Consider the following 25,529-nt stretch of genomic DNA (forward strand, 5'->3'; position numbering starts at 1 on the left):
TGTAACGACGTCATTCTATCTGCCAATTACACCTACGGAATAAACCTGATTTGACGAGAGGAAACCAGGCAATCCCATTGAATGAAGTAGATAAGGGACATAACAGGATACGTAGGAGTTGGCCGGGCATGAAGCAGTCAAGGGAACTCGAAACTGTCTATCGCCACTCTTTAGAACGTATAAAAGACGGACACGCAGTAGCACACATAACTGCTCGTGTTTACTGTCTGCTTCGAGTCAATCGGTTTCTTCCCTTTTTTCCCATTTGGATTTAAGATTCAGAAGCACATTTAACAAGATCAGGGCGACTACGTTCAGGCTCAACTCCGTAATTTCCGCGTGTCGGTTTATCGCAATCGTGGCCTTACTAAAACCCAGCATCAATGAAAAAAGCGTATCGTTGGTCAGGTTTACGCTAATGCCCGCGTATATCCCAGCCGAAAAGTTAAACGCGAAACCCAATACACCAAAGCCGATAACCTGAAGTAATTGATTGTAAACCGACAGGTTAAGGCCCTTTGCTATTCTGTTTTTCACCAATAAATACCCGCAATAAACGGAATACGAATACAGGGCCAGTATTAGCAGCAGGACAAACAGCATACCGCCATTGATTTGGGCTAGGTTCAACAGCAGCCGAATCGTGTTTAGGATTCCGAGTATACCGCCGACAAGTTGATAAAACCCTATATATCGTATGCTACGTGTAATTTTATCCATTAATTCGAGTGTTTCGGGTGGTGTATGCAGCGGTTTTTACGGGAATTCACCTGTTTCTATTGCTGGAATTACCAACTTTCAATGTTCGACGAAAATACAAAAAAGTCGAAAATACCATACACCAGCCAAAAAGGGGGCTGCGATCCGCTGTCGTTGGTTGTGCTTCAACCCGCAATCAGAAAATTCCGAAACTGTAGTCTTCCGTCACCCAAAATAGTAAAATAGTATATATAGCTCGTTTCGCCCTTGTCGTTTGCATCATCGATTGGGTAGGAGGTGGTAAAGTGTAACTCGACTATTTTATCCTTTTTGAGATGCCTGACATATAGTTTACACGTACCAAAATGGGTTTTTATTTCCGGGCTTTCGTCTTCGCCTTCGGTCAGTAACTGCTTGGTTTTAATCTTGAGAAGACAGGCTATAAACGACTTGGGAAAAATCTTGTCGAAATGAGAGTCAAAGTCCTTTTCGGTAAGCGGTGGAGCCCCGTCTACCGAGTCAAACGCGTCACTGTCCGCATATATCAAATACCACAACTCAAGTCCGTCTTTTAGTGGAAACTCGAAAAAGGTCTTGGCTTTCGTTTTGTCATGTTGGTACACCGCATCCCGGAATTCGCGGAACGGGTCGATCCATTTTCCCGAAGCGGTTGTCTTTTTTTGGGCGGATACTACCAGGGATGAAATGAGGAAAATGGTAATGAAAAGGGTGGATCGTGTCATGTAGACGGTGTAGTATTTTAAATGGGTGGGCGGCATTGTTGGCGCTGGAACTCTGCCTTTTCCGCTTGCGTGAAAGTACAAAAAGCGCGCAACGAAATCGACCCCTAATCTAAACAAATTCCCAGATAGCCGTTGGTCAAGCCCAAAACGTTCCGCATATTTAACTATAACCTTTTTAGTTCAGTTTATAAATCCCATCCGCCCGATCAGCCCTAGATTTAGAAAAAAAAAGAATGATACACCAATGCCAACCTTCGATACTCGTGGAAACGCCGCTAGGAACGGGCCAGGCGCTTTTTATTATTGATTACGGGATGCATCAAAATAGCTGTTGGGTGGTAGCGCTCCAAAAAGACGGTGTCATCAAGCATTTCGATTGCAACGATGTAATCCTGTCTACCAATTACACTTACGGGATGAACCTGTTGAAGAATAAATTTGACGAGAGGAAACCGGGCGGTCTAGGTGCGGAATTCGAACAGTAGCCTCTGCGCAGCCGGAGGTATAAAAAGGAACTATCCCGAAACATCGAACTGTAAAATGTTGCTTTCCATTTTTATCTCCCCTTTATCATCCCGTTCCTCGTAGTAATACCGGACCTTGTATCGGCCCGCTTTCTCAAATTTGAAATAGTCTTTCAGGTTGACTTTTTCATAGGCCGAGTCGATTTCTCCGGGTGCAAGTGTAATAGGGACATTTTTGTCTCTCGGCCGTCCTGGGGAAAATCGCCTCCGTGTTTCCGCACCCCAATCGGTTCGGGGTATTTCGATATCATGTTGGTCTGTAACGACAATCCGGTTGTTGCACCAAAACCCGCAGTGCCAAATCTGTACCGTATCTTTCGAAACATTTTTGATGCTGTAGGAAATGTAAATCGGTTCGTCGGGCCCAAACGACCGCTTATTTGGGCTAATGGTTGACGTGCAGGGGCTATTTCCGACGTAAATCATACCAAGTACCCCCAACAGATAAGTAAGTATTTGCGGCATTTTTGGACTGTGGGTTTTATGTGGCAGTGACCGTTTCGCGCCACATGCGGTTATTCCGAACCGGAAACGAGTAGTGTCCGCCAGGCGTGAAGGTACAAAAAGAGAGAAAACAATCGTACCCTTAACGGGCAAGCACCGACCGCTACACCGGTTTAATCCCTGAACTCCACGCCCAAAAATCCTGTCGCGTATCTGACGTGTATCGTGTCACCGTGCGACTTCGAATACAGGTCGGGGGTTGGGGTCAAACGGCGTTTTGCATGCAAGGCCGTTAAATCTTCTTTGTCGAGTATGTCTGAGCCGCCAAAGGCCAAATAGATGTGATTTTCACCATCCCGGGTGATGGTAAACGTCCTGTGATAGCTTGTTTTGCCAAAATGCGTGTTCATGGCTAAAAGGACGTCATCTGCCACGCCTTTGCAGTACCAGGTAAGGAGTAAAATCAAAAAACCTACATTGACGAAGCTCTGGACGTCGAGTACGCGCTTTCTGTACGCCACTATTGAAAACAGTAACAGGACGAATAGGTAGACACCAACAGCATAATAAAAGCTTTGATCTTCGAAGGCGTTTTTTACCGACAAAGAGTAGCGATCCAAATCAGGTCTGAGGACTTCCATCCGGACGAACATAACAACAAGTAAAATGCCCGCAACGGCAAACCTGATCTTCTGCTCTTTGAGCCAATTGACGACAGCTGTTCTATAGCGCTTCATTACATGGAGTTTCTGTTAACGTTTCGCGGTTCACCGTATATTCTGGTGGTTGTAACGCTGTACGTTGCGATAGGGGTGAAAGTACAAAAAAACTACAGAACGCAATCATAACCGTAACCGACAGATTGCGGTAACCGGTGTTAGAAGCCATTGGTCAGACAGCCTCGGTCATCATACATATAAAATGCTTTGTCATTGTGACAATCGAAAAAATAAATGCGTTGATCCACACTAGGTTTGAATCCCATTTCTGTATTTGCAATTGCCCTTAAGATAGTCTGAAACGGCAGATTCAAGTAGGGCGCCTTATAGATGAAGATTTCAAATCCCTTCATCGTAATGTGTTCTTCCATTTCGCAGTTTGACAGTGTGTGATGCAGAAATTGGTTTTCAGCGCCAAATGCGCTTGGTTCCTGAAATTCATAAATCAGAATCCGCAATTCACCTGACCCTGTGCCAAACAATTTTTTAAAAATTTCGATCGCTTTCTGGGTTGCAACTTCCACACGCTCAGCCGTTCCGTTTTCAAGTGCACCTCCAAGCTCATGTCTTTGTTTGAATAGGGAATGAAGCACGTGGATATTTTCAACGTCAGTGGCCAGGAGAGAACCTCCGAGACCATTTAAATACGTTTCCAGATAGGTATTTAACATATAGTTTTCAGCGCTGCGCTTCCGATGGCTTGGAACATTTCAAGAGTCGGTCGCAGGTTATTGATTACGAACCCGTCAGAAAGGGTTGAAAGTACAAAAAAAGACCAAACGCAACAGCGTTAACCATCGCACGGTATCGGCAGCTTTTTGTCAAACTTTAGTCTGTATTAAAAGTAAGACGCTTCCAAAATTTATAGACAGTTGGCCTTTCATTGGAGTCTAGTAAAACTATTTTTTTTGAATTTCTTTCCCGGATTCTCAATACTAACGAATCCTGATCTTTTGTCATAACCAAATACTCGCCCATAATCTTTTTAGATTCGTGTGTTTTATAGATGGAGTCGACAATTACATATTCGAATATTTGATCGGAGTCGAACTGCATATTTTTAAAGAAAGCTATTTTATTCCCTCGAATGCTTAATCCATTTACCGTATCTGACGCGTTTAGCCACTCGCCTTCGCCAATTCCTGGATTCATGCTTACCTGGGTTCGTTTCTCGATTTTCTGCTCGCAACCGATAAACAGCATTGCAATTAGAGCGAGAAGATAGAAGTAAAGCGATTTCATATCTAGGCTATGTTAGTTGAAGATTGCCTGGACCATTTCAAGAGTCGGTCGCAGGTTGATTAGGAACCGGGTCGTCGGTGCCAGCGATGAAAGTACAAAAAAGACGGAAATGCAATCATAACTTTACCCAACAATAGCGCGTATCCGCTCTTAGCCGCACCGTAAAATTTAATTGTATTTCGTCACAATTCGATTTAATCTCTTTGATGTAAACATAACGATACCCATAAACAGGAATACCGAGCCACCTACTAAAAACAAAACAAATAAGTCTCGGATAAAATAGCCGGGAATACGGTCTACCATAATCCAATTCAAAAGACCAATTCGAATGAGTAAAAGGATAAGAAGGAGTACAACTATACTATTGAAAATCGAATACTTTCTTTTAATGCATACAAACAGCGACACAATGAAAGCGAACAATATTGCTGTCAGATTGGTTAGCCCCATAACCAAGGTAAAATGTGCTATATCCGCTGTTGTATATCCATATTTTGAAGTGCTCTTCACAAAATTTGAAATGCCATCTCGCTTTACTAAGTCGAAAAGATCGAGATAATATAGCCCCAGGAATTTTTGAAATGAAAAAATAAAAAAAAGTGTCCCTATCGAATGAAATACTAGTAGAGGTGGGTTTAATTTTTTCATGTGAGACAAATTTTAGATGTAATACCGGTAAAGTTCGCGGGCTTTGGGTCGGAATTTCGAAATCGGACTTTTCCAAAGCGAAAATAAAAAAAGACAGAACGTAAACGCACGCTGAACCGACGGATGGACAACGTATTCACTGTTAAGTGTGGTTGTAATTTGAGGATACAGTTCTCTATCGGCGGTCCTTTGCGATAAATCGATCATAGAATTCCCCGGTTCCCTTCGCATCCAGTCGTCCCACCAGGGTGGTGACGGAACTCTTCGACAGTTCGAGATTGGGCCGCAAGGAATAATGTTCCCTCGCTCCGATAGGCAATAAGGTATCGTCTACAACTTCCTGGTTAAGGTCCGCTATTTCCATCAAGAGTTTTGCTAACGACCGGAGCCCTTTGGGATCTCCGTGAATTAGTACGTCGTCGCCGTCACTCTCATCTTTTCCTTTATAAAAAAAGATGTCGAGATGTCCTTCAATTTCGTTGCCTTTGAGATGCTTGTACGCCATTTATTTTAGGGGTTTGTTGAGGGATATGATAGTATGATGGTTTTGGGCTTTTCCACCAGAGGTCCGCCCCTGTCGGCAATAGCCTGTTTTCAAGTTTATTCTGTTTCCTTACTTCAATGCAAACGATTTTTCATCTAATAGGCACCCAGCGATTGCGGCGAACTGCCATTACACAAGTTGTCATTTAATGTATCATCTTAAAACCGGCTCTTCGGATTTCAACCGTGTCGACCACCTGCTTTGTCAGGTCTACCGAGAATTGGTTTGGATTTTCTTGTAAGTACCGCATACGAAAATACCGCCCTTTATAACGTTCATAATTGTCAGGGCATCTGCATCCACCGTTTTTATATAGAACACTATCCACGTAATAGGCAAATTGCGCCTCAGACGTTTTGGCGAATCGTTTACAATACATAAAACGGCAGATAGTTTCAACTCCTTCTTTGTCAATTTTTTCTTTTGTTTGATACCCGCGCACGCAAATACTGATAAGACCGGCAACCATCAGTAGCAATAGTATTTTCGATAGGTTTTTCATCTGTGATTTGTTCGCAGTTCGTAATGTCGTACAATGTGTATCCAGCAGTTTCGGTTTGTTGGAATTGGAACGATGTATTCGTTACAACCGCAACGAATGTATCAAAATGATTTTGTCATACAATAAGCGACCGAATATCTACGTACTCAGGTTACACTGATCTTTCATTTAGCATGCTATACAAACCATTTCCAGAAACTAATGAAAATGCTTAAAACACCAATAAGGAGAAGTAAAAAAGCGACGACCCTGATTTTGAGGGGTTCGAACGCGAAATAGGAAATGAAAAGGAAAGCACCTGATAGGGCACTTCCAATCCAATAATAATACTTAAACATATAAACGAGTTCTATGAGTCCAAATAAGAGCCTGGTTTTTCCGTCAGAATTTATATAGGTTTCGGCCAGCTCTACATTCACCTTCACCGTGAGGTAAAGTACCATCAAGCTGATTATTATTGAGAGAGCTGAATATTTCATGGACTCGTTTTTCGATGGTGCCAACTTTCAAATATACGAAACCCAGTGGCGCTAAGCCAAGCCTTGTAGGGTCAAGGATCTAAATCCAAATAAAGTTCAGGGTTCATAGTTGATAGTGGAAAGTGGAGAGGGGAGAGAGGTGAGGAGAGAGAGGATAGAACTCCTTCTCCTGAACTTCCGATCTTCCGAACTCCCGATCTAAAGTTGATAGTTCATGGTTCATGGTTCATAGTGGAAAGCAGAGAGAGGAGAGAAGTAAGAGATAAGGGAGAAAGAGCTACACAAATTTCCGATGTCCCAACTCCTAACTTCCGATCTTCCGAACTTCCCAACTTCAAACTCCTTCTATATCGATTTCGTAAAAAAATCCACCCCTCCATATTGCTTGTCCCACCCAGAAAATGGATATTTATGAAATTTTATGCCCGCATTTTCGCTTCTGTATCATTTTTAGGTCGAAATTCGGGGAAATTGTTAACCTATAACCAACAAAAACCATTATTATGAGTGAAAACACACAGACACGCTGGGGACAGTTTATCCCGCTGGTCACCGTCTTCTTCTTCTGGGGATTCGTAGCGGCCAGTAACGACATCCTGATCCCCGTGTTCAAAAAGGCGTTTGACCTTTCCCAAACCGAAAGCCAATTGGTGTCGATGGCCTTCTATGTCGCCTACACCGTCGGATCACTGCTGTACCTCCTCATTTCCTACCTGGCAAAAGGGGATATCATCAACCGGATTGGATACAAAAACGGACTCGCACTCGGACTCGGGATCTCGGCCTTCGGAACGCTGCTCTTTTATCCGGCCGCCAATAACGGGTCGTTTCCGTTGATGTTGTCCGGACTCTTTATCGTCGGACTCGGGTTCTCCCTCCAGCAAACGGTCGCCAACCCACTCGCCATCGCACTCGGGCCCATCACCACGGGTTCACAGCGCCTCACCATGGCCGGCGGTATCAACAACCTCGGTACCACCATCGGGCCGCTGATCGTCAGCTACGCCCTCTTCGGGTCGCCACAGGCCGCCACCGATAGCGTCAGCATTGAAAGCGTCAAAATACCGTATCTGTGTCTCGGCGCCGCCTTCCTGCTCGTCGCCGTGTTCCTTAAATTCTCCTCCCTTCCCAATAAACCCGCCGTTGACGATGTCATCGAAGATGTCGTATCGCCTTCCCGCCGTACGTCGGCCCTCCAATACCCGCAGTTGCTCATGGGTATGCTCGCCATCTTCCTCTACGTAGGTGTCGAAGTGTCTACCGCCAGTAACCTGCCCGCCTACATGGAAAACAGCCTCGGCTTCGCTACCAACGAAATCGCACCTTACATCTCCCTCTACTGGGCCAGCCTCATGATCGGCCGTTGGACAGGTGCCGTAGAAGCCTTCAACGCCAGCGCCGCCACCGAGAAACTCCTTAAGATAGTCGCGCCGTATCTGGCCTTCGGCGTATTCCTGCTCGTCAACAAAATCGCCGGGCACTCCCTGCAACCGTTTTACGTCTACGCCGCTATCATCCTTGTGCTCGTAGGCGCCGACTTCGCCAGCAAAGGCAATCCAGCCCGCATGCTGCTTCTGTTCGCCCTCCTCGGCATCGTCGCACTCGGCATCGGTATGGCCACCAACGGCATGGTCAGCGTTTACGCCTTCACCAGCGTCGGCCTCTTCTGCAGCACCCTGTGGCCGTGTATCTTTACATTGGCGATCAGCGGACTCGGCAAACAAACCAACCAGGGCAGTAACTTCCTCATCATGATGATCATGGGCGGAGGCATCGTCAGCGTCATCCAGGGCACCGTAGCCGATAACACCAACATCCATTTCAGCTACATCGTCGGCATCGTCTGCTTCGCCTACCTCGCGTTCTACGCCTGGCGCGTTGCCGGCATCCTGCGTGCACAAGGCATCAACTTCGATAAGAAAGTATCCGGCGGACATTAATCCCGTCACCCACTAAAAAACCGAAGGGCTGTCTCGTTTTGAGACAGCCCTTCTTCTTTTGGGGTTGGAATGCAGATTACTTCTTAATCACTTTTCGGCTTTCCACCGCATTCTCCGTTTGTATCCGAACAATGTATTGTCCGGCCGCCAGAGAAGAAAGATCCGTATGTATAGAACGTCCTGAGCCGTCTTTAGAAAGAATACGCTGCCCCAGCAGGTTAAACACCTCGATCGAACGGATGTCCTCCGAAGCCTCCACCGTCAATTGGCTGCCCACCGGGTTCGGATAGCAACGAACACGAACCACGTCCGGCGTAGTCACACCCAATTCCGACTCCACCCGGAAGTCATCCACACCCAGTCCATACGAGCTGAAACCACTCGATGTGACACCCTGTACGATAATATACACCTCAGGTGCACCCAAATAGGCGTCAGGTATAGGCACGAGGTAGTTATAAAACCCACTGCCCGAAACGACCGGCTCGGCTCCTGTATACGAATACTGTTCGTACAGCAGTTCGGCCGAGTCTATCGCCGGTGAAGTACTGACGTATATACGGTATACATCGTCCGGGTCCGCATTCTGGTGGCGGTGCAAATACATGTTCGCCCGTACAGAGGCGCTCACCCCCGCCAGGCTGAACGGCATCGAAACCAACAGGGCGTCAGAGTTCGTATAACCCTTATAAACAATGTGATCACCCGATGCACTCGTCTCGATATCACCGTGAGGTACCGTCCAAACCGCCCAAGGCTCCGTTCCGTTAAGCACCTCCGTCGACCAGCAAATCGGTAGGCCCTCCTCAGCAGCCGCCTCAAAACCCTCGGTTTCCAAAGAAGCAAACGGGGCAGGCTCACACAAGGTATCAAACGCCTCCGGTCCGATCCACTCACCAAACGCACCACCACTACAAACCGAACGGATCCAGACAAAATACCGCGTCGAATCATTCAGTCCCGAAAGCGTCACCGACGTCGTCGTAGGCGTCAACGCATTCGGCAATGTAGCCGGATTGGCATTCGGATCCGTAGACCACACCACCTCCCATGAAGCCTCCGAGCCATTAGATCCCCATGCCATTTCCGCCGTAGTCGTCGTTTGTCCCTCAATCACAATATCACTTACATCCGGACAGGCCGGTGCCACCTCCCAACGGATGTCCTCAAGATAAGCCGCCGACCAGAAATTCGGTCCCACGAGGCGGATACCCACATAATGGTCCGTTCCCGTATAAACCGTAAAATCGACCGTATGTTGCTCCCAATCCGCATCCAGCGCTACTTCATCCAGCGGCTGGAAAACCGCCTGGTCCGTACTGTTATCAAGCGTACCCACCTGCAGCGTGATACCCGGGTCACCAAATCCCTTGAACCGCAGGCGATGTGTGCCGCTTCCCATAGTAGAAAGGTTAGGCGATACCAGGATGATATCGTTGAAATCGGTATCGGCATTGGCATTCGTCAGCATGACCGCATTCGGCGCAGAAAAGATCGGCCCCCACGGGTATGTTTGAACCTCACCCGAATTCGAAGGTCCGCGCACAATCGACGTCCAGCAATCCGGCAACGCAGGCGCCTCCACTCCGTCAAAGGTTTCAAAGAATTCAGAAACAGCGTCGCAGTCCGTTCGGAAGGCCAGCGGCCCAATCCACGCTCCATAGTCATTGCCCGCACAAAGCGAACGCACCCAAACATTATATGGCGTATTGGTCAGCAGTCCGCTCACCGTAGCCTCCAAAGCATCCACCGTTTGCGGTGTGGCACCACTCGGATCCAAAACCGTTATGTCGGTCACGGCAACCTGCCACTGTGCTTCGTCTCCATTTGATGCCCACGTGAAACTGGCGCTATTCGGTGTCACGGCTGTTGTAGCAACGTCAATCACATCCGGACAGCTCGGCGTGACTTCCCATCGCACGTCGTCGATATACACATCGGAAAAACTCGATCCCGTCATACGGAAGACGATATACGCGTCCGGACCGGTATAGCCCGCAAAGTCAACGGTATATTCCGAAGCGATGCTGCTAAGCGTTACTGATTCAACCGACGTAAACGTGGCGCCCGCGTAAGTACCGTCAACCGTGCCGATCTCAATGTCGGCGCCGAAGCCCTTGGCCCAGAATTTCAGTCGGTGTGTACCGTCCCCCACATTAGAAAGACGGGGCGATACCAGCGCGATCAGGTTTTGGTTCAGGTTAGTAGAACCCGAGCTAAGGCCGACAGCATTAGGGGACGAATGGACATCACCCCACGTAATCGTTTGCACCTGGGCAAAATCAGACACCGACGGCCCACTCATAAGCGATGACCAGCACGTCGGAAGCGCATAGTCTACAGCGCTGTCGAAATTTTCGAAAAAGCTGGTGATGGCCGCACACGAAGTCGTAAAGTGGTACGGTCCGATCCAGGCCCCATAGTCGTTTCCGGCACAAACCGAACGCACCCAGTAGGTGTAGGCCGTGTTCGGTGACAATCCCGATACGGTCACATCAGGGCTGTCAGCAGCCGGAACAACGGTAGCGGTTGCAGGATCATCGATAGGATCAGATGCATACGCCACCTGCCAGTTCGTTTCGGTTCCGCCCGGTGACCAACTGAGCGACACAGCCGTGTCAGACAGCGCAGTAAGGGTGATGTCCGTTACGTCCGGGCACGTCGGGTTCACTTCCCAACGGATATCATCCAACAGCGCATATTGGTAAAAAGCCGTTGCCGCCACCCGGATCGCCACATACGTATCCGTTCCCGTATACGACGTGAAATCCACAGCATAGCCTTGCGCCTGGTCGGTAAGGTCAATCGATTCGATAGGATTGAAAACACCCGTTTGGGTGCTGTTGTCAAGGGTACCAACTTCCAGCGGTGCAGTGCCGCGTGCCCAGAATTTCAGGCGATGCGTGCCCGCCGACAGCGTTGATACGTTCGGTGATACCAGAATGATATCAAAGTCACCCGACGATTCGCCGCTGTTGATCTCTAGGAAGTTCGGGGCAGAATGAACCGTCGTCCAGTCGGCAATCTGCTCAGAATCGAAGCCAAGGTTACCCCTACGCAGTACCGACCAACAGATCGGCAGTTCGTTACTTTCGTCGAAATTCTCGAAAAAGGTAGCGACCGGCAAACAGGCCGTGTCAAAAGGAACGGCAGGCGACCACGGACTGTACTCAGAGCCGCAGTTCGCACGAATGTAAAAGTGGTAAGGCGTGCCAGGGTTAAGTCCGGAAACGGTATAGCTCGTGATCGTCACGTCGGTACCGTTGTCACCCGGACCCGGACTATCCTGGCCTTCCGGCAATACCAATACCTGCCAGGCCGTTTCCTCACCGCCCGGTTCCCACGTAAAGCTGGCACCGGCCGTCGTCAGTTCGGTCGTACCGGCATTCAGCGGAATCGGGCATGTCAATAAGGCCTGAAACCCCGTGTCATGGCAGTCCGACCCACCGTCACAGTCCGCATTGTCAGAATAGTGGAGGCGCACTTGTGAAGAAGTGATGTCTTCCACCAAAAGCGGTGCGGGCCCAGACGCAATCACCGCATTGTCCCAGTCGGTGACCGTGATGTAGCCGTCGCCCGACTCGCCCGTGCAGAGGAAAAGGTAGTCCGCACCCACCGCGAGACCGTTAACGGCCGCGTATTCCTGGGTGAAGTTACAGCCCGAGATAGTTTCGTAAAGCCCGTTGTTCTGGGCCGTGATGACATCCAGCGGATACTGGTCGTCACGAATGCATTGCGCGCGTCCGGACCACCAGGCACCCAACAGGAGCAAAACAAGCATTGTAATCTTTTTCATATAAAAAGGAATAGTGAATAATGGTTTTAAAGGTATTCAACAACTCTTAAAAGGTTGTGTGTGGATAGGGCAAAATCACAAAATAATCTCATTTCAATCCATTTATAACAGAAGACCCGGCGTAGTGACCGGGTCTTCCTGTTAATTGGAAACTATTCGTGTAAACGGACGGTTTTTACACGATCTCCTTCAAATTCAATGACGAGGGTCTTGGTGTGAAGGGTCACGGCACCCGCTTTGTCTCGCTCGATTTCGTAAAAAAGATACGATCCGTCGCTGCGGTCAGCCGGGCCCAGTTGCTCCAACAGTTCCTCTTTCGAAAGTCGTTTCAGCGTATCCGATGCGAAAAGGTCGTTCAGTATCTCATCGCGGTAGGGGTAGGCATCGTCTGCTTTCGTCTGCCATAAGGCCGCATCAAACCGCCGTTCGGTGTCGGTGCCCTGGAAGTCGTTGCGGTTCCGTTGGCATGACAGGACCAGCAATAGCAGGGCCAGTGGGCAAAGCGGACTTAATTTTTCCATTCGATTTTTCGGGAAAAGTACATTACGGCAGCAAGTATCGCAAACAAACCAATACTTCCGACCAACAAAGCATAATCTTCCAGTTGGATGATGACGAAGATAAAGGCATATACGGTCGAAAGTGAGGCGCAGATAAAAAAGGCCCGCTTCGGTTGCCGCAATATCGACAGTGAATACAGCGAGATCAACACCACCACCGCCACCGCCGCGATGCTGTAGGCGAAGGAAAAACTACTATGCTCGGTGATCGAGATCAACAACGTATAGAACATCACCAGGGCAATACCGATCATCGCATATTGGAAGAGGTGGATGCCAATCTTGTTGATGGTCTGCATAAGGAAAAATACCAAAAAAGTAAGGCCAATCACAAGGAAACCGTATTTACTGGCACGATCGTTCTGCAGGTATTCGTCCACCGGCACCACGAAATCCACCCCAAAGGCATACGGATCGAGGTTGGGCAGCGACCCGAAGTAATGGGAAGAGAACGGACGGCTGACCGGCAGCACTTTCCAATCGGCCACAAATCCTGTTGAGGCATTGATGGTGCGCTCGGCCGGAATGAAATTCCCCTGGAACCCCGGTGTCTTCCAATCGGATGCCATCGAAACGGTTGTCGTGCGACCCACCGGCACAAACCGGATCTGGTTCGCCCCGTTATACGTAATGTGGAAAGAGAAGTCCGTATGATCGTGTTGCAGGAAGTCCGCCCCGATATAGCCCGTTTCCAAACGGCTCAACACGTCAGCCTCCTGCGCCATCGTCGGCGCCAGCCCAAACGAACGGTCACCCCACGTGATCGAAAGTTCGTTCCGGATGCCTTTCAGGTCGGTCGTGCAAAGCAACAGGGTGGCCTGATCCCATTGAAACGACTTGTCAGCGCTGTCCGTCGCCGATAATGACGGGCGTGAAAAACTACCTTTGAACGTCATATGGGCCGTATATACAATCGATTCATAATTACCGCGGCTCCGTCGTTGGGTATCGGCCTTCGATAGGTTGTCAAGCCGGTCCGGGAAAAAGTAGGCCGTCTTCTTTTCGATATGTTCGATTAATGACTCCTTTTTCGTGGTCGGATCCATGCGTTTTTCGGTGGAACGCTCGGTGTAGGGCACCTTCAAAACCGGGCCGTATACCGTCACACTGTCGCCCCATTTCTGGGTAATTTCTTTCGCCACCTCCCGCTGTCGTTCGGTGCGTTCAAAGATCAGGTTGCGCACCAACTGCAACGGAATCAGCAGGAACAGGCTCAGGAAGCCGACCATCAGTAGCCGGGCAGTCGTCGTTTGGAAGAACGGGGTGTTGTCGTACGTTTTCGGAGGATTTTCCATATTGAAAAGAGTTTGTGGATTACGGATGTAAAGGTTGAAGCGCCAGTTGTGCGCGAATGGCATGCAGCGGCTGGTCCAGCAATGGCGCGAAGTCGAGGGAATGGAAGCGGTGCGCCTTCCGTCCTTTTCGATAGGCCGCCCGGAAGAAACCGAAGTGTCGCGGAAAGGCAAGACCCAACACCAGGCAGCAGACTCCTTCGAACGACAGGGAACCGTTGCCGGCCAAACACCAGTGCACCGCGATTTCGTCTTTCAACGAAAGGCCACAACGCAACAGCACGCAATAGGTATCAAGATGGAGGTGGCGCGGTTCGGGTACCAACTCATGTCGTTCGTAAAAAGCGGCGAGTTCCCGACCCAACGTAGTTTGCGGGTAATACACATCAGGAAAAAGGATGGGTTGTGTCATTGCAAAAGAACTTTGTATTTCAAAGTAAATAGGTAAAAAAAATCAGGTGTTACGGATCAGGCGCTCCAATGCAGCAATATGGGCTTCAAACGCTTGTCTTCCGGAAGGGGTAGCAGTATACGTGGTATTGGGCTTGCGACCGATGAACTGCTTACGCACTTCGATATAGCCTTCTGCCTCCAACGCCTTGGCATGGCTGGCGAGGTTGCCGTCGGTCACGCCCAGCAACTCCTTGAGGGTACTGAAATCGGCGGCATCGTTCACCATCAGGATCGACATGATACCCAAACGGATCCGATGGTCAAAGGCCTTATTGATATGTTGGATGAGGTTGCCCACCGATTAGTGACGTTCGTACCGAAGATACATAAGAAGTCCGTATAATATATGTGTCGCGCCCAATCCCACTGCCAAAAACGGCACTGCGAGGGTAGGGAAGGAGACAGCCACCAACCCGATGGCCACAATGGTAACACCTAGCCAACGCACGTCCCGAAGGGTATATTTACTCGCATTCACACACGACAAACCGTAGAAAATCATGACCGAAGGCGCGACCAAACCAAAGTCGCGGTTCAGTACCAACTGGATCACAAAGGCACCGCCGGTCGCCAGCGGAATGAGGAAATTGACGATGAGGCGGCGCGACACCGGACTCCAGATCGTCTCGCCTTTCCGCGCCGCCTTCCGATAGCTCAGCGTAACTGCCGTCACCAGTGACAACAACGCGACCGCCGCCGCGATGCCACCGACTAGAAAGGTAAGGGTACCCAGCGGTTCGTCATATCCGTCGCCCATCCGGTCAAGCGCCGTATCAGCAGCATACGCCCCGATCAACGCATAACATCCGGCCAGCACGCCCGACAGGCCGCTGAGCGACATGAACTGGGTCGAACGGCTCATCATGTTGCGGATGTCTGAAATATCCTGTAAGTAATCCTTGCCTTCCATAAAAAGAACTTTGAAATACAAAGTAATGGAATTCAAAAATAGCGTGCAACGATTTTCAGGAAAAAAATCAAACTTTGAAAATACCCCCTACCGCGATGATGCGCTGCACAAAGAAGAAATGCTGCGACGCATGGTCATCCGCACTCATGGTGGTCTTGATATCCGGCATGTTGATATACCCGCCTTTCAATTCCCCCTGAATATAGAAGTGTTTGAAAAAGGTAATGTTCAATCCGGCTTTCAACGACACGCCATAGCCCGAAATATGGAAATCGTCATGACGTTGCATTCCAAGAAGTGTGGTGTTCGTTTTAGGATACAACATACCGGCCCCCACTCCTTCCGTAACATTGAACTGCACTTTGTCGGTATTCGGAAGCGTCAGCCAGGTCGAGATGTCGTCTACACGCGAGAATTCCGCAAAGATGTAGTTGAGTCCGTCAGTATGCTCATACTGCAGGAACTCCTTCGTCATTACAGTCGGCGTATGGTCATAAACGCCATTGTAGGCCGAACCGGGCTCTGAAGCCGGCAGGTCGATATAGCCGGTTACATCCGCGGTTTGGAACGAGGTCATTACATACTTCATATGGTCGAGTCCAATCGCGATACTATAGTGGTCGCTGATGTAATAGCCCAGGCGCAGGTTGGTCTGCGGAATGGTCATCCGCACCGGGTCAACGTAGTCAAGGTGGTAGCCTTTCCCTTTGTCATGCGCGCCCATATCGTGTACGGTAAAGTCGTAGTTGTTGCCCCAAAACCGAACGTCGGAGTCGGAGTAGGTTTCGCGGTTACCGCCCCACGAAACGAAGAATTTTCCTTTGTTATGCGCAGTGTACTTTTCTGGTTGTGCGTCTTGCGCCCGGACGCATGCGATCGCCAGCACAGCGAACGCGAGTGTCAATTTTTTCAAGGGTAGTAATGGGAATTTAGTCGGTTCTTTAATTAAAAAGACTGAATGGTTTGTCGGATGGCTACCAGGCGTTGCATCAGGCCTTCGAAATAGTCGAGATGCAGCATGTTGGCGCCATCGCTTTTGGCATGTGCCGGATCGAAGTGGGTTTCGATAAAGATACCGTCCACTCCTACGGCGATACCGGCTTTCGCGATGGTTTCGATCATATCCGGACGCCCGCCCGTTACGCCGGCTACCTGGTTGGGTTGTTGCAGGGAATGGGTCACGTCCAATACCGTAGTGGCATAGTGTTGCATGGTCGGGATACCCCGGAAGTCGACGATCATGTCCTGGTAGCCAAACATCGTGCCCCGGTCGGTGACCATGACATTCTCGTTTTGGCAATCCAGTACTTTTTGAACGGCGTGTTTCATGCTTTCCGGACTCATGAACTGGCCTTTTTTCAGGTTGACGGTCTTACCTGTCTTGGCCGCAGCGACTACCAGGTCGGTCTGCCGCACCAGAAAGGCCGGAATTTGCAACACATCCACATACTCGGCCGCCATCGGCGCGTCTTCGTTGGTGTGGATATCGGTGACGGTAGGGATACCAAACGTCTCACTCACCTTCCGCAGGATGCGGAGTGCTTTTTCGTCTCCAATACCGCTGAAACTGTCAATACGGGAACGGTTGGCCTTCTTGAACGATCCCTTAAATACATAAGGAATACGAAGGGTGTCTGTGATTTTTACCAAACGTTCGGCTATGGTCATTGCCATTTCTTCGCCTTCGATGGCACAAGGGCCGGCCAATACAAAGAAGTTGCCGCTGTCGGTATGTTTGATGTTGGGTATGTTCGTCAGTTCCATCGCTGATTTTTTGCGCTGCAAAGATACGGTAAAAGTCTCGAAATTACAGTAGGGCGGTGCCGCGCGCAAAAAAGGACGTTCTACGGTCGCGTATGGTCACCCGCGGGTGCAGCTGATGTCGGAGGCGCATGGGCGGGCGTCGCATTTTGCGGTGCAGGGGTAGCCGTTCCCTGCGGACGGGCTGCCGGCATGCGGGGCGCAGCCGTAGCAGGTTTTACGGGGGATGTCGGAGTCGGAGCGGTGCTTCCCGTCGTCGCCTCTATATCAGTAGGCGCATCCGTGTCGGTATCGTTGGCTATCACGGCCTGTCCGGTCGGAATCAGGTAATCGGTGACCCATTGTGACGGACGTCGGGTGCCGGGCGCATACTTTACATACACATCCACCCGCTTCAGGTTCGTCGCTTCCGCGATGCCTTTTTCCTGCATCCAGTCGGTCGCTTTCTTCAGGGCGGCCTTCCGGTGCGAATAGTCACCCGTCAACGTCGCCTTGACCGCATAGAACGGATCGAGGAAGCCTACGGAAATATCGCTGCCCGACGACACGAAAATCTCTTCCCGCAACGGCGCACATACCGAAAGCGTCACCCGTTTGGTCGGATAATCGAAGGCTTCGTGTAGCACGAAAGGCGCGCCTGCCATAGCCGTGCGCTGCTTGCGCAGCAGTTTCTCGATCTTAGCGAGGGCATTGGCAATACGGACATCCGCATCGTTTTCGTTACAGGTAAAGGTCTGTTTAAGGTAAAAACCACCGGTCTTCCGGGCATTGCCCGACACGCGGATGGAATAGGTCTTTATTTCGTAGGTAAGCGTTTTACGAAGGCTCTCGAGGCTGCGCTCAACCAGGTCGCTCATGAGTCCGTTCACGCCACCGCCAAACGTCGCATTGATCTTCGTCATGAAATCGACGTGACCTTTGATCTTCCAGGTGACTTTGGTCTTTCCCAACGTATCCGAGAACCGCAGGCTTGATTGTCCGGCTTCGTCATAAAAGCGCGCTTTCTGCGACACACTGTCCGCCGACGACGTAAGGGTCGTCAGCTTTCCACCGCCCGCGCCTTCCCATTGCACCCAGGCCCCCACACCCGCCGCAATATCCGAGTGGCGGAAGACCGCGTCGGGTGCATCCTGCTTCCAGGCCGACCAGGCAGCCCAGTTGCCGTAGTCGTTCACATAACGTGCGACGGTTTTGCGGGGTAAGTCGATGACAACGGAACGGGTTACCGTGAACTCGCCCTTTTGCGTGGCGACGTAAACCGTAAGGGCCACAAGCCCCAGGAGCATCAGCAGGAAGACATATTTCAGTATGCGCATCGGATGGGTCCTTTCAGCCGTAAAAGTAAAAAATATCGGTATACGGTTCGGTAACATTTTTACTTTCCTGCTACCTAATGTGTACATTTGTTGCATACTAATTAATTTATCCAATCAAAACCGTATGAAAATATCGAAAGTGGCAGGATGGTGCCTGGCGACCGTCCTCATGTTCTCCTGCAAAGGGGAAGACGAAAAGTCCGGCGCAGCAGCCGATTCCGGCGACTTCAACTACGTAGCCGACCAGTTTGCCGACATCCAGGTGCTCCGCTACCAGATCCCGGGGTGGGAAAACCTCTCGCTCAAAGAACAGGAGTATGTGTATTACCTGACGCAGGCCGGACTCGCAGGCCGCGACATCCATTGGGACCAGAACTACCGCTACAACCTCGCCATCCGACGCGCCCTTGAGAACATCTACGTGAACTACAAAGGCGATAAAGAGGCCGACAACTGGAAGAAGTTCGAAATCTACCTCAAGCGCGTGTGGTTCGCCAACGGCATCCACCACCACTATTCAAGCGATAAGATCAAACCCGACTTCACCAAAGAATACCTGACGCAGTTGCTGAACGAGACCAAGACGTCCCTCAAACCAGAGATCGTCGAAATCCTCTTCAACGACGCCGACAACAAAAAAGTCAACCTCGACGAAAGCAAAGGGCTTCTCGCCGGTTCTGCCGTCAACTTCTACGACAAAGGCATTACCGAGAAAGAAGTCGAGGCGTTTTACAAGAAAATGGTACCGGCTGATCCGGCACGTCCGGTGTCGTTCGGACTCAACTCGAAACTGGTGCGTAACGCTTCAGGCCAACTCGAAGAGAAGGTCTGGAAAAGCGGCGGTATGTACGGTCCCGCCATCGACAAAATCGTCTATTGGCTCGAAAAAGCAAAAGGCGTAGCCGAAAACCAAAAACAGGCCGATGCCCTCGCCCTGCTGATTGCCTACTACAAAACCGGCGACCTCAAAAAATGGGACGAGTATAACATTGCCTGGCTCAACGCCACCGACGGCAATATCGACTACATCCAGGGGTTCGTAGAAGTCTACAACGACCCGCTGGGCTACCGCGGTTCCTACGAAAGCGTCGTACAAATCAAAGACTTCGACATGTCGGCCAAAATGGAAAAGGTGTCGCAGAATGCCCAATGGTTCGAAGACCATTCACCGTTGATGCCCGAGCACAAGAAGAAGAACGTCGTCGGTATTTCCTATAAAACCGTTATCGTAGCGGGTGAATCCGGTGATTCGTCACCAAGCACGCCAATTGGTGTGAACCTCCCGAACGCCGACTGGATCCGCGCCGAGCATGGTTCGAAATCCGTGTCACTGGGCAACATTATCGACTCGTATGAGCACGCCGCCGGGAAAGGACGCCTGACGGAATTCGCAAACGACAAAGAGGAAATCCGCCTCGAAGAGAAATACGGTGCCATTGCCGATAAACTCCACACCGCCCTCCACGAAGTAGTGGGCCATGCCTCAGGGCAGATCAACAAAGGAGTGGGCACGCCGAAAGAAACCCTCAAAAGCTACGCGTCGACTATGGAAGAAGGCCGCGCCGACCTCGTAGGCTTGTTTTATCTGTACGATCCGAAAATCCAGGAACTTGGCCTCACCGACAACTGGAAAGAAACCGGTATGGCCGCCTACGACCATTACATCCGCAACGGTCTCATGACGCAGCTTATCCGTTTGAAAGTAGGCGACAACATCGAGGAAGCACACATGCGCAACCGCCAGTGGGTGAGTGCCTGGGTGTTCGAGAAAGGCAAGAAAGACAATGTGATCGAGAAGATTACCCGCAACGGAAAAACCTATTTCAACATCACCAACTACGAAAAACTGCACGAACTCTTCGGACAATTGCTGCGCGAAACCCAACGCATCAAATCAGAAGGCGATTTCAAAGCGGCCAAAGCGTTGGTAGAAGGCTACGGCGTAAAAGTCGACCAGGCCTTGCACAAAGAAGTACTCGAGCGCAACAAACAGTTCACCACGCCGCCCTACAGCGGTTTCGTGAACCCCATGCTCGTGCCGGAAACCGATGCCAACGGCAAGATCACCAAAATCAACGTAGTACAGCCAAAATCATTTGCCGAGCAGATGTTGTATTATTCGAAAACCTATGGCGTGTTGCCTGACGAGAATTAAGGGCAAACGAACTCTAAAAGATATCCTCAACCGGCACAAATGCAATTTGTGCCGGTTTTTTTTTGACGTCATTTCAGCTACATATTAGGCCATTTTGCCAACAAAATACACCTGCTTTCAGACAGAACTTTGTACCGGAAATAAAACATAACTTCAAATGAAAAGAACCGTTTTCATTACCGGAACTTCCTCTGGTTTGGGCAAGGCGACTGCCCGGCTCTTCCAATCGGAAGGGTGGCACGTAGTAGCTGCCATGAGACATCCGGCGGCCGAAAAGGAACTAGGCCAGCTTCCCAACGTCACCTTGGTGAAGCTTGACATCGCCAACACCGCAGAGATTAAAAGTCAAATCGAGAAGGTGTTGATAGGCCACTCGGTTGACGTAGTAGTCAACAACGCGGGTTACGGACTTATTGGTCCTCTCGAAGCGCTTGGTGATGCGGAGATGGTGCAACAAATAGAGACTAATCTGCTCGGTACAATTCGCGTCACCAAAGCGTTTGTGGGCCACTTTCGCCGGCAGGGCCGCGGCACCATCATCAATATTTCGTCTATGTTTGGTTGGATGGGATATCCCACCTGTTCGCTATACACTGCAACCAAATTTGCCATAGAGGGATTTTCTGAAAGCCTCGCGTATGAACTCGGGTACCTGGGTATTGGTGTCAAGACAGTGTCGCCGGGTGGTATCCGAACAGATTTTGCCGGGAGGTCATTACAGACCGCAACACATCCATCCTACCAGGCGCTGATCGACAAAGTCAGCGAGGGGTATAGTCCGGAGCAAGTTGAAAAGTTCGCTTCTCCCGAGGCAATCGCAGCGGTTATTTACGAGGCTGCTACCGACGGTAGAAAACAACTTCGGTATGTAGCCGGTAATGATGCTATTTCGTTCTACGAAGCGCGGGAAGCCAACGGAACCGAGTCACATTTCAGGTCGATACTCGATAATTTTAAAATTTAATTGTACCTAATCATGATAGTCATTACAGGAGCTACTGGAAAGATCGGGTCGCAGGTTGCCAGCCAATTAGCGGCCATGGGACACAAAGTGAGGATTATGGGTCGTGACGCCGGAAGCCTTGCCAGATTGACAACCGTCAATATTGAATCCGTTGAGGGTAATATGAACGACATTACATTTCTAACCAATGCCTTTAAGGGTGCTACTGCGGCATTACTGATGTTACCACCGTCCAGGGAGGCGGCCGATTTTGGCGCTTTTCAGGACGAAGTTGGCCTTGCGCAGGTCGGGGCAGTTAAAAATGCAGGGATAAAACATATCGTGTTTCTTTCTTCGCAGGGAGCACATGACATCGAGCATACAGGAACCGTCAAAGGACTGGGGAGACAGGAAGCTCGTCTGAACGCGCTGCCTCCAGAGGTGAATGTAATAAGCCTCCGTCCGGAAGCCTTTATGGAAAACAGTATTGATTCCCTGCGTTTGTTTCAAACTATCGCAAGTCCGCTTCGTCCCGACGTGCGCACCGGCCAAATTGCGACTCGGGACATCGCTAACTTTGCGGCACAGCGCCTTTCCAAACTTGATTTCACGGGTAAAACACATCAGGACTTACTCGGAGACCGAGAGTATTCACAGAGCGAAATCGCCCGCATAGCTGGCCGGGCAATAGGTCGCCCACTTGAATACCTGCAGTTGAGTTACGCCGACTACCAACAAAAACTCATTGAGGCGGGTATGTCTGAGAACCGGGCAGCCATGATAACCGAGCGTTACAAGGCCATCAACGACGGGCGCTTCAATTCAGGGGTGCGTGATGCCGTGTCGACCACGCCAACGTCGTTTGAAGAATTCGCCCGCGAGGTACTGCAGCCGATGTTTGCCGTAAAATAATACCCAAACAGAACATGGACAATCAAACAGCAAGAGACAATAGAAACCCACGTGGTACCGCATTTACCATACTGACTTTCGCGCTGACAGATTAAGTTTTGCCGGTTAAAAATAAATACATTTGTATATGAGTAAGGGGCAGGTCATTCCCGTAAGAGTAAACACTATTTCGGCGATGCACAAGATACTCGGGTTTCCGAGACCGCTGCATCCGCTGGTTAGTTTAGTCAATTATGCCGACATCACTACCCCCTATGAAGAATGGCCAAAGGCAATTCTGCCAAATTTCTACAAAATTTCCTTCAAGCAGAATCTGTCAGGCAGGATTAAGTACGGACAAGATCATTACGATTTTGATGAAGGGGGACTTTCTTTCATAAGGCCAAACCAGTTGATTGCTTGTAGCGATAATGAACAGGACGTATCGGGTTACACGCTGCTTTTTCATGCGGATTTTCTTCGCGGTTACCCGCTTGATCATAAGATAAAGACCTTCGGCTTCTTTCATTATTCCGTAAACGAGGCACTGCACCTCTCAGACCGGGAGAAAAAAGTGATTTTTACACTATTTGAGAATATCCAGGAAGAACTAGCCAACGCGATAGATGATTTCAGCCAGGACCTGATTATTTCCTATCTGGAAGTTTTGCTTAACTACAGTAACAGATTCTACAAAAGGCAGTTCATTACCCGCAAACACCACAGTAACGACCTGTTGGCTAAAATGGAGGTGGTCTTAACCGATTATTTTGCGAGCGACCTTACCCAAACCTACGGCGTTCCCAGTGTCGAATACGTTGCGCAGCACCTTCATGTATCACCGCGCTATCTGAGCGACATGCTCCGCTCTGTTACGGGCCAAAACGCCCAGCAACACATCCACGCTCACCTGATTGAAAAGGCCAAAGAATACCTGGCCTCCTGTAAACTGTCTGTGTCGGAGGTGGCCTATAGGTTGGGATTTGAACAGCCGCAATCGTTTAATAAGTTATTCAAGAACAAAACAAACCAGACCCCCGTACAGTTTAAACAGGGGTTTCAGCGAGACTAAATTGTATGGACATTGAAAAATTCGTTGCGGGTTGGCTCGCAGCCGGAAATCGCTTTGACAAAAACCAATACTTGACATATTACACCGACGAGGCCAAATTGGAAGATATCTCCTTGGGAACCAAGTTCGTGGGACATGAGGGGATCGGAGCCTATTTCACCGAGTATTTCATCGGTTATGAAACCCAAACACGACTGTTGAAACTCAATATAGGAACTAATACGGCGAAGCTCGAAGTAGAGTTTACGGGCAGTTTCCCCGAAAGGCAAATTGGAGGCAAGTTTGAGCTTCGGTTCCGAGACGGAAAAATCGATAGGGCTACTGCCGATTTGATGTAAGGGGATGGATGCGCATCGTTGACCCTCCCAACAATGCAAAATGGACGTGTCACCAATGTTCAGCCCGATGGTTCGCCGCAATTTTGTGCTGTAATAACAGTAATACATAAAGCGATGCGAACTATCAACAAAATTTTTGTGAATGGACAATTCAGGACACCCAACGGCACAAAGGAACTGATATTGCCAAATCCCGCTACCGGCGAACCGCTGACCAAAGTAATCCTGGCCGATGCATCCGACACAACACTCGCAATCGAGGCGGCTAACAAAGCATTTGAATCGTACTCGGTAGCAACCCTTGAAACCAGAAGGATGTATCTGCGTCGGATTCACGATGTCATGCTGACAAAGATGGACGAACTGAAATCAATCGTTGCAGAGGAATACGGATCGCCTCAATGGTTTACCGAATTTGCACTTAACGATGCGTTGCGTTCCTGGAAAATGGCAATCGACCTGGTTACGCCGGAAAACACAAGTCACCAACTCAATAATGGCACAACGGTTGTGATGGATCCGGTTGGCGTCGCGGCGCTTATCAGCCCGTGGAACCTCAGTATCTGGTTTATTTGTGTGAAGGCCTCCACCGCGCTTGCAGCGGGATGTAGCATAGTAATGAAACCTAGCGAATTGAGTCCGTTGCAAAACCATGCCATGGCCGAGATTTTTCAGCAGGCAAACCTGCCAGCTGGACTTGTAAATGTTGTGCACGGCGATGGTGAGACTGTAGGTAACACCCTCACAGCAAGTCCCGGAATTCACAAAATTTCATTTACCGGCTCAACGCAAGTCGGAAAGGACATAGCCAAAAAGGCCACGGAAACAATGAAAAGGGTAACGCTCGAACTCGGAGGTAAGTCACCCTCTATCATTCTGGACGACGCAGATTTGGAAAAGGCAATTCCGTTTGTTTTACAGGTCGGACTTCAGAATAGTGGGCAATCTTGTACCGCTGGAACGCGAATCCTCATTCCGGCTAGCCGAAAAGATGAAATCTACGCGGCGTTAAAATCAGGCATCGAAGAGTTGAAATGCGGACCCGCAAGCTCAAAAGATTCCATGATTGGGCCGATGGTATCCCTAAAACAGTGGGAACGGGTGCAGTACTATATACAGAAGGGAATCGACGAGGGCGCGACCCTGCTGACCGGAGGAACAGGACGCCCAGAGGGTTTAACGGCCGGAAATTTCGTAAAACCGACCCTATTTACCAATGTGAAGAATCGGATGACAATTGCGCAGGAAGAAATTTTCGGACCTGTACTATGCGTAATCACATACGACGATGACGAGGAGGCGATCCAGCTGGCAAACGACTCGAACTACGGCCTGCATGCCTACATAGCTGGCACCGACACGGCACGGGCTGTACAAATCGCCCGCAGACTTCAGGCCGGACGCGTAGCGATAAACGGATTTGTTGATGCACCTGATGCACCGTTTGGTGGATATAAACAATCCGGAATGGGTCGGGAATTTGGCAAGTATGGATTGGGAAGCTTTCAGGAGCCAAAAGCCATTTTTTTGCCTGACAATTAATTACCAACTTTGA

Annotated in this window: 25 protein-coding genes; 8 read left to right on the top strand and 17 right to left on the bottom strand. The window is 49.7% G+C overall.

Annotation, left to right across the window (positions count from 1 at the left end):
* Window positions 1–237: 237 nt before the first annotated feature.
* Complete coding sequence (locus MKO97_RS08465; RefSeq protein WP_241102779.1) at window positions 238–720, bottom strand: hypothetical protein; 483 nt, start codon at window positions 718–720, stop codon at window positions 238–240.
* Window positions 721–884: 164 nt separating this feature from the next.
* Entirely contained in the window at window positions 885–1,442 is a 558-nt protein-coding gene (locus MKO97_RS08470) for a hypothetical protein (RefSeq protein WP_241102780.1), read from the bottom strand.
* A 233-nt stretch (window positions 1,443–1,675) separates the two neighbouring features.
* On the opposite strand from MKO97_RS08470, the gene MKO97_RS08475 reads away from it, so the two are divergent.
* Window positions 1,676–1,927 carry a hypothetical protein gene (locus MKO97_RS08475; RefSeq protein ID WP_241102781.1) on the top strand — a complete coding sequence of 84 codons (252 nt, stop codon included), beginning with the start codon at window positions 1,676–1,678 and terminating at the stop codon, window positions 1,925–1,927.
* Window positions 1,928–1,957: 30 nt separating this feature from the next.
* Here the strand turns inward: MKO97_RS08475 and MKO97_RS08480 are convergent, their stop codons facing one another.
* The 6 genes from MKO97_RS08480 to MKO97_RS08505 all read right to left on the bottom strand — a co-directional run bounded on the left by MKO97_RS08480 (window position 1,958) and on the right by MKO97_RS08505 (window position 6,068).
* Window positions 1,958–2,431, bottom strand: coding sequence for a hypothetical protein (locus tag MKO97_RS08480; protein WP_241102782.1), 474 nt, complete (start codon window positions 2,429–2,431; stop codon window positions 1,958–1,960).
* A gap of 152 nt (window positions 2,432–2,583) precedes the next feature.
* Complete coding sequence (locus MKO97_RS08485; protein WP_241102783.1) at window positions 2,584–3,147, bottom strand: hypothetical protein; 564 nt, start codon at window positions 3,145–3,147, stop codon at window positions 2,584–2,586.
* A gap of 140 nt (window positions 3,148–3,287) precedes the next feature.
* Window positions 3,288–3,800 (bottom strand): hypothetical protein, encoded by a 513-nt coding sequence (locus MKO97_RS08490; RefSeq protein ID WP_241102784.1) that lies wholly within the window; start codon window positions 3,798–3,800, stop codon window positions 3,288–3,290.
* A 157-nt stretch (window positions 3,801–3,957) separates the two neighbouring features.
* Window positions 3,958–4,371 carry a hypothetical protein gene (locus MKO97_RS08495; RefSeq protein ID WP_241102785.1) on the bottom strand — a complete coding sequence of 138 codons (414 nt, stop codon included), beginning with the start codon at window positions 4,369–4,371 and terminating at the stop codon, window positions 3,958–3,960.
* A gap of 826 nt (window positions 4,372–5,197) precedes the next feature.
* Window positions 5,198–5,527: a hypothetical protein gene (locus tag MKO97_RS08500; protein WP_241102786.1), complete on the bottom strand. Its 330-nt coding sequence runs from the start codon at window positions 5,525–5,527 to the stop codon at window positions 5,198–5,200.
* 184 nt (window positions 5,528–5,711) lie between these two features.
* Window positions 5,712–6,068, bottom strand: a complete 357-nt coding sequence (locus MKO97_RS08505) for a hypothetical protein (RefSeq protein ID WP_241102787.1) — start codon at window positions 6,066–6,068, stop codon at window positions 5,712–5,714.
* A 982-nt stretch (window positions 6,069–7,050) separates the two neighbouring features.
* Here MKO97_RS08505 and MKO97_RS08510 point away from each other — a divergent pair.
* On the top strand, window positions 7,051–8,487 hold the full coding sequence (locus MKO97_RS08510; protein ID WP_241102788.1) for an MFS transporter: 1,437 nt from the start codon (window positions 7,051–7,053) through the stop codon (window positions 8,485–8,487).
* Window positions 8,488–8,563: 76 nt separating this feature from the next.
* On the opposite strand, the gene MKO97_RS08515 is transcribed toward MKO97_RS08510, so the two are convergent.
* The 9 genes from MKO97_RS08515 to MKO97_RS08555 all read right to left on the bottom strand — a co-directional run bounded on the left by MKO97_RS08515 (window position 8,564) and on the right by MKO97_RS08555 (window position 18,575).
* Window positions 8,564–12,283 carry a fibronectin type III domain-containing protein gene (locus MKO97_RS08515; RefSeq protein WP_241102789.1) on the bottom strand — a complete coding sequence of 1,240 codons (3,720 nt, stop codon included), beginning with the start codon at window positions 12,281–12,283 and terminating at the stop codon, window positions 8,564–8,566.
* Between the two features lie 152 nt (window positions 12,284–12,435).
* Window positions 12,436–12,804 (bottom strand): hypothetical protein, encoded by a 369-nt coding sequence (locus MKO97_RS08520; protein WP_241102790.1) that lies wholly within the window; start codon window positions 12,802–12,804, stop codon window positions 12,436–12,438.
* Window positions 12,792–14,138 (bottom strand): cell envelope integrity protein CreD, encoded by a 1,347-nt coding sequence (gene creD / locus MKO97_RS08525; RefSeq protein ID WP_241102791.1) that lies wholly within the window; start codon window positions 14,136–14,138, stop codon window positions 12,792–12,794. Before creD ends, MKO97_RS08520 begins: the two co-directional genes overlap by 13 nt.
* A gap of 19 nt (window positions 14,139–14,157) precedes the next feature.
* Window positions 14,158–14,547 (bottom strand): hypothetical protein, encoded by a 390-nt coding sequence (locus MKO97_RS08530; RefSeq protein ID WP_241102792.1) that lies wholly within the window; start codon window positions 14,545–14,547, stop codon window positions 14,158–14,160.
* Window positions 14,548–14,589: 42 nt separating this feature from the next.
* Window positions 14,590–14,886 carry a transcriptional regulator gene (locus MKO97_RS08535; protein WP_241102793.1) on the bottom strand — a complete coding sequence of 99 codons (297 nt, stop codon included), beginning with the start codon at window positions 14,884–14,886 and terminating at the stop codon, window positions 14,590–14,592.
* Window positions 14,887–14,889: 3 nt separating this feature from the next.
* Complete coding sequence (locus MKO97_RS08540; RefSeq protein WP_241102794.1) at window positions 14,890–15,498, bottom strand: hypothetical protein; 609 nt, start codon at window positions 15,496–15,498, stop codon at window positions 14,890–14,892.
* A gap of 67 nt (window positions 15,499–15,565) precedes the next feature.
* Window positions 15,566–16,411 carry a hypothetical protein gene (locus MKO97_RS08545; RefSeq protein WP_371820384.1) on the bottom strand — a complete coding sequence of 282 codons (846 nt, stop codon included), beginning with the start codon at window positions 16,409–16,411 and terminating at the stop codon, window positions 15,566–15,568.
* A gap of 32 nt (window positions 16,412–16,443) precedes the next feature.
* Window positions 16,444–17,262, bottom strand: a complete 819-nt coding sequence (gene kdsA, locus MKO97_RS08550; protein ID WP_241102795.1) for a 3-deoxy-8-phosphooctulonate synthase — start codon at window positions 17,260–17,262, stop codon at window positions 16,444–16,446.
* 80 nt (window positions 17,263–17,342) lie between these two features.
* On the bottom strand, window positions 17,343–18,575 hold the full coding sequence (locus tag MKO97_RS08555; protein ID WP_241102796.1) for an SRPBCC family protein: 1,233 nt from the start codon (window positions 18,573–18,575) through the stop codon (window positions 17,343–17,345).
* A 124-nt stretch (window positions 18,576–18,699) separates the two neighbouring features.
* Here MKO97_RS08555 and MKO97_RS08560 point away from each other — a divergent pair, with 124 nt between their 5' ends.
* The 6 genes from MKO97_RS08560 to MKO97_RS08585 all read left to right on the top strand — a co-directional run bounded on the left by MKO97_RS08560 (window position 18,700) and on the right by MKO97_RS08585 (window position 25,516).
* Window positions 18,700–20,730, top strand: a complete 2,031-nt coding sequence (locus MKO97_RS08560; protein ID WP_241102797.1) for a dipeptidyl peptidase 3 — start codon at window positions 18,700–18,702, stop codon at window positions 20,728–20,730.
* 157 nt (window positions 20,731–20,887) lie between these two features.
* Window positions 20,888–21,694 (top strand): SDR family oxidoreductase, encoded by an 807-nt coding sequence (locus MKO97_RS08565; protein WP_241102798.1) that lies wholly within the window; start codon window positions 20,888–20,890, stop codon window positions 21,692–21,694.
* A gap of 12 nt (window positions 21,695–21,706) precedes the next feature.
* Entirely contained in the window at window positions 21,707–22,585 is an 879-nt protein-coding gene (locus MKO97_RS08570; protein ID WP_241102799.1) for an NmrA family NAD(P)-binding protein, read from the top strand.
* Between the two features lie 127 nt (window positions 22,586–22,712).
* Entirely contained in the window at window positions 22,713–23,636 is a 924-nt protein-coding gene (locus tag MKO97_RS08575; protein WP_241102800.1) for an AraC family transcriptional regulator, read from the top strand.
* Between the two features lie 5 nt (window positions 23,637–23,641).
* Window positions 23,642–23,974, top strand: coding sequence for a nuclear transport factor 2 family protein (locus MKO97_RS08580; protein ID WP_241102801.1), 333 nt, complete (start codon window positions 23,642–23,644; stop codon window positions 23,972–23,974).
* A gap of 33 nt (window positions 23,975–24,007) precedes the next feature.
* Window positions 24,008–25,516, top strand: a complete 1,509-nt coding sequence (locus tag MKO97_RS08585; RefSeq protein WP_241102802.1) for an aldehyde dehydrogenase family protein — start codon at window positions 24,008–24,010, stop codon at window positions 25,514–25,516.
* Window positions 25,517–25,529 lie beyond the last annotated feature (13 nt).

Origin of the sequence: Flavobacterium sp. HJ-32-4 (genome assembly GCF_022532105.1) — a bacterium.
GTDB lineage: Bacteria > Bacteroidota > Bacteroidia > Flavobacteriales > Flavobacteriaceae > Flavobacterium.

Coding starts and splice junctions, on each gene's coding strand:
- MKO97_RS08465 (WP_241102779.1), bottom strand. CDS start 720: ATGGATAAAATTACACGTAGCATACGATATATAGGGTTTTATCAACTT.
- MKO97_RS08470 (WP_241102780.1), bottom strand. CDS start 1,442: ATGACACGATCCACCCTTTTCATTACCATTTTCCTCATTTCATCCCTG.
- MKO97_RS08475 (WP_241102781.1), top strand. CDS start 1,676: ATGATACACCAATGCCAACCTTCGATACTCGTGGAAACGCCGCTAGGA.
- MKO97_RS08480 (WP_241102782.1), bottom strand. CDS start 2,431: ATGCCGCAAATACTTACTTATCTGTTGGGGGTACTTGGTATGATTTAC.
- MKO97_RS08485 (WP_241102783.1), bottom strand. CDS start 3,147: ATGAAGCGCTATAGAACAGCTGTCGTCAATTGGCTCAAAGAGCAGAAG.
- MKO97_RS08490 (WP_241102784.1), bottom strand. CDS start 3,800: ATGTTAAATACCTATCTGGAAACGTATTTAAATGGTCTCGGAGGTTCT.
- MKO97_RS08495 (WP_241102785.1), bottom strand. CDS start 4,371: ATGAAATCGCTTTACTTCTATCTTCTCGCTCTAATTGCAATGCTGTTT.
- MKO97_RS08500 (WP_241102786.1), bottom strand. CDS start 5,527: ATGGCGTACAAGCATCTCAAAGGCAACGAAATTGAAGGACATCTCGAC.
- MKO97_RS08505 (WP_241102787.1), bottom strand. CDS start 6,068: ATGAAAAACCTATCGAAAATACTATTGCTACTGATGGTTGCCGGTCTT.
- MKO97_RS08510 (WP_241102788.1), top strand. CDS start 7,051: ATGAGTGAAAACACACAGACACGCTGGGGACAGTTTATCCCGCTGGTC.
- MKO97_RS08515 (WP_241102789.1), bottom strand. CDS start 12,283: ATGAAAAAGATTACAATGCTTGTTTTGCTCCTGTTGGGTGCCTGGTGG.
- MKO97_RS08520 (WP_241102790.1), bottom strand. CDS start 12,804: ATGGAAAAATTAAGTCCGCTTTGCCCACTGGCCCTGCTATTGCTGGTC.
- creD (WP_241102791.1), bottom strand. CDS start 14,138: ATGGAAAATCCTCCGAAAACGTACGACAACACCCCGTTCTTCCAAACG.
- MKO97_RS08530 (WP_241102792.1), bottom strand. CDS start 14,547: ATGACACAACCCATCCTTTTTCCTGATGTGTATTACCCGCAAACTACG.
- MKO97_RS08540 (WP_241102794.1), bottom strand. CDS start 15,498: ATGGAAGGCAAGGATTACTTACAGGATATTTCAGACATCCGCAACATG.
- kdsA (WP_241102795.1), bottom strand. CDS start 17,262: ATGGAACTGACGAACATACCCAACATCAAACATACCGACAGCGGCAAC.
- MKO97_RS08555 (WP_241102796.1), bottom strand. CDS start 18,575: ATGCGCATACTGAAATATGTCTTCCTGCTGATGCTCCTGGGGCTTGTG.
- MKO97_RS08560 (WP_241102797.1), top strand. CDS start 18,700: ATGAAAATATCGAAAGTGGCAGGATGGTGCCTGGCGACCGTCCTCATG.
- MKO97_RS08565 (WP_241102798.1), top strand. CDS start 20,888: ATGAAAAGAACCGTTTTCATTACCGGAACTTCCTCTGGTTTGGGCAAG.
- MKO97_RS08570 (WP_241102799.1), top strand. CDS start 21,707: ATGATAGTCATTACAGGAGCTACTGGAAAGATCGGGTCGCAGGTTGCC.
- MKO97_RS08575 (WP_241102800.1), top strand. CDS start 22,713: ATGAGTAAGGGGCAGGTCATTCCCGTAAGAGTAAACACTATTTCGGCG.
- MKO97_RS08580 (WP_241102801.1), top strand. CDS start 23,642: ATGGACATTGAAAAATTCGTTGCGGGTTGGCTCGCAGCCGGAAATCGC.
- MKO97_RS08585 (WP_241102802.1), top strand. CDS start 24,008: ATGCAAAATGGACGTGTCACCAATGTTCAGCCCGATGGTTCGCCGCAA.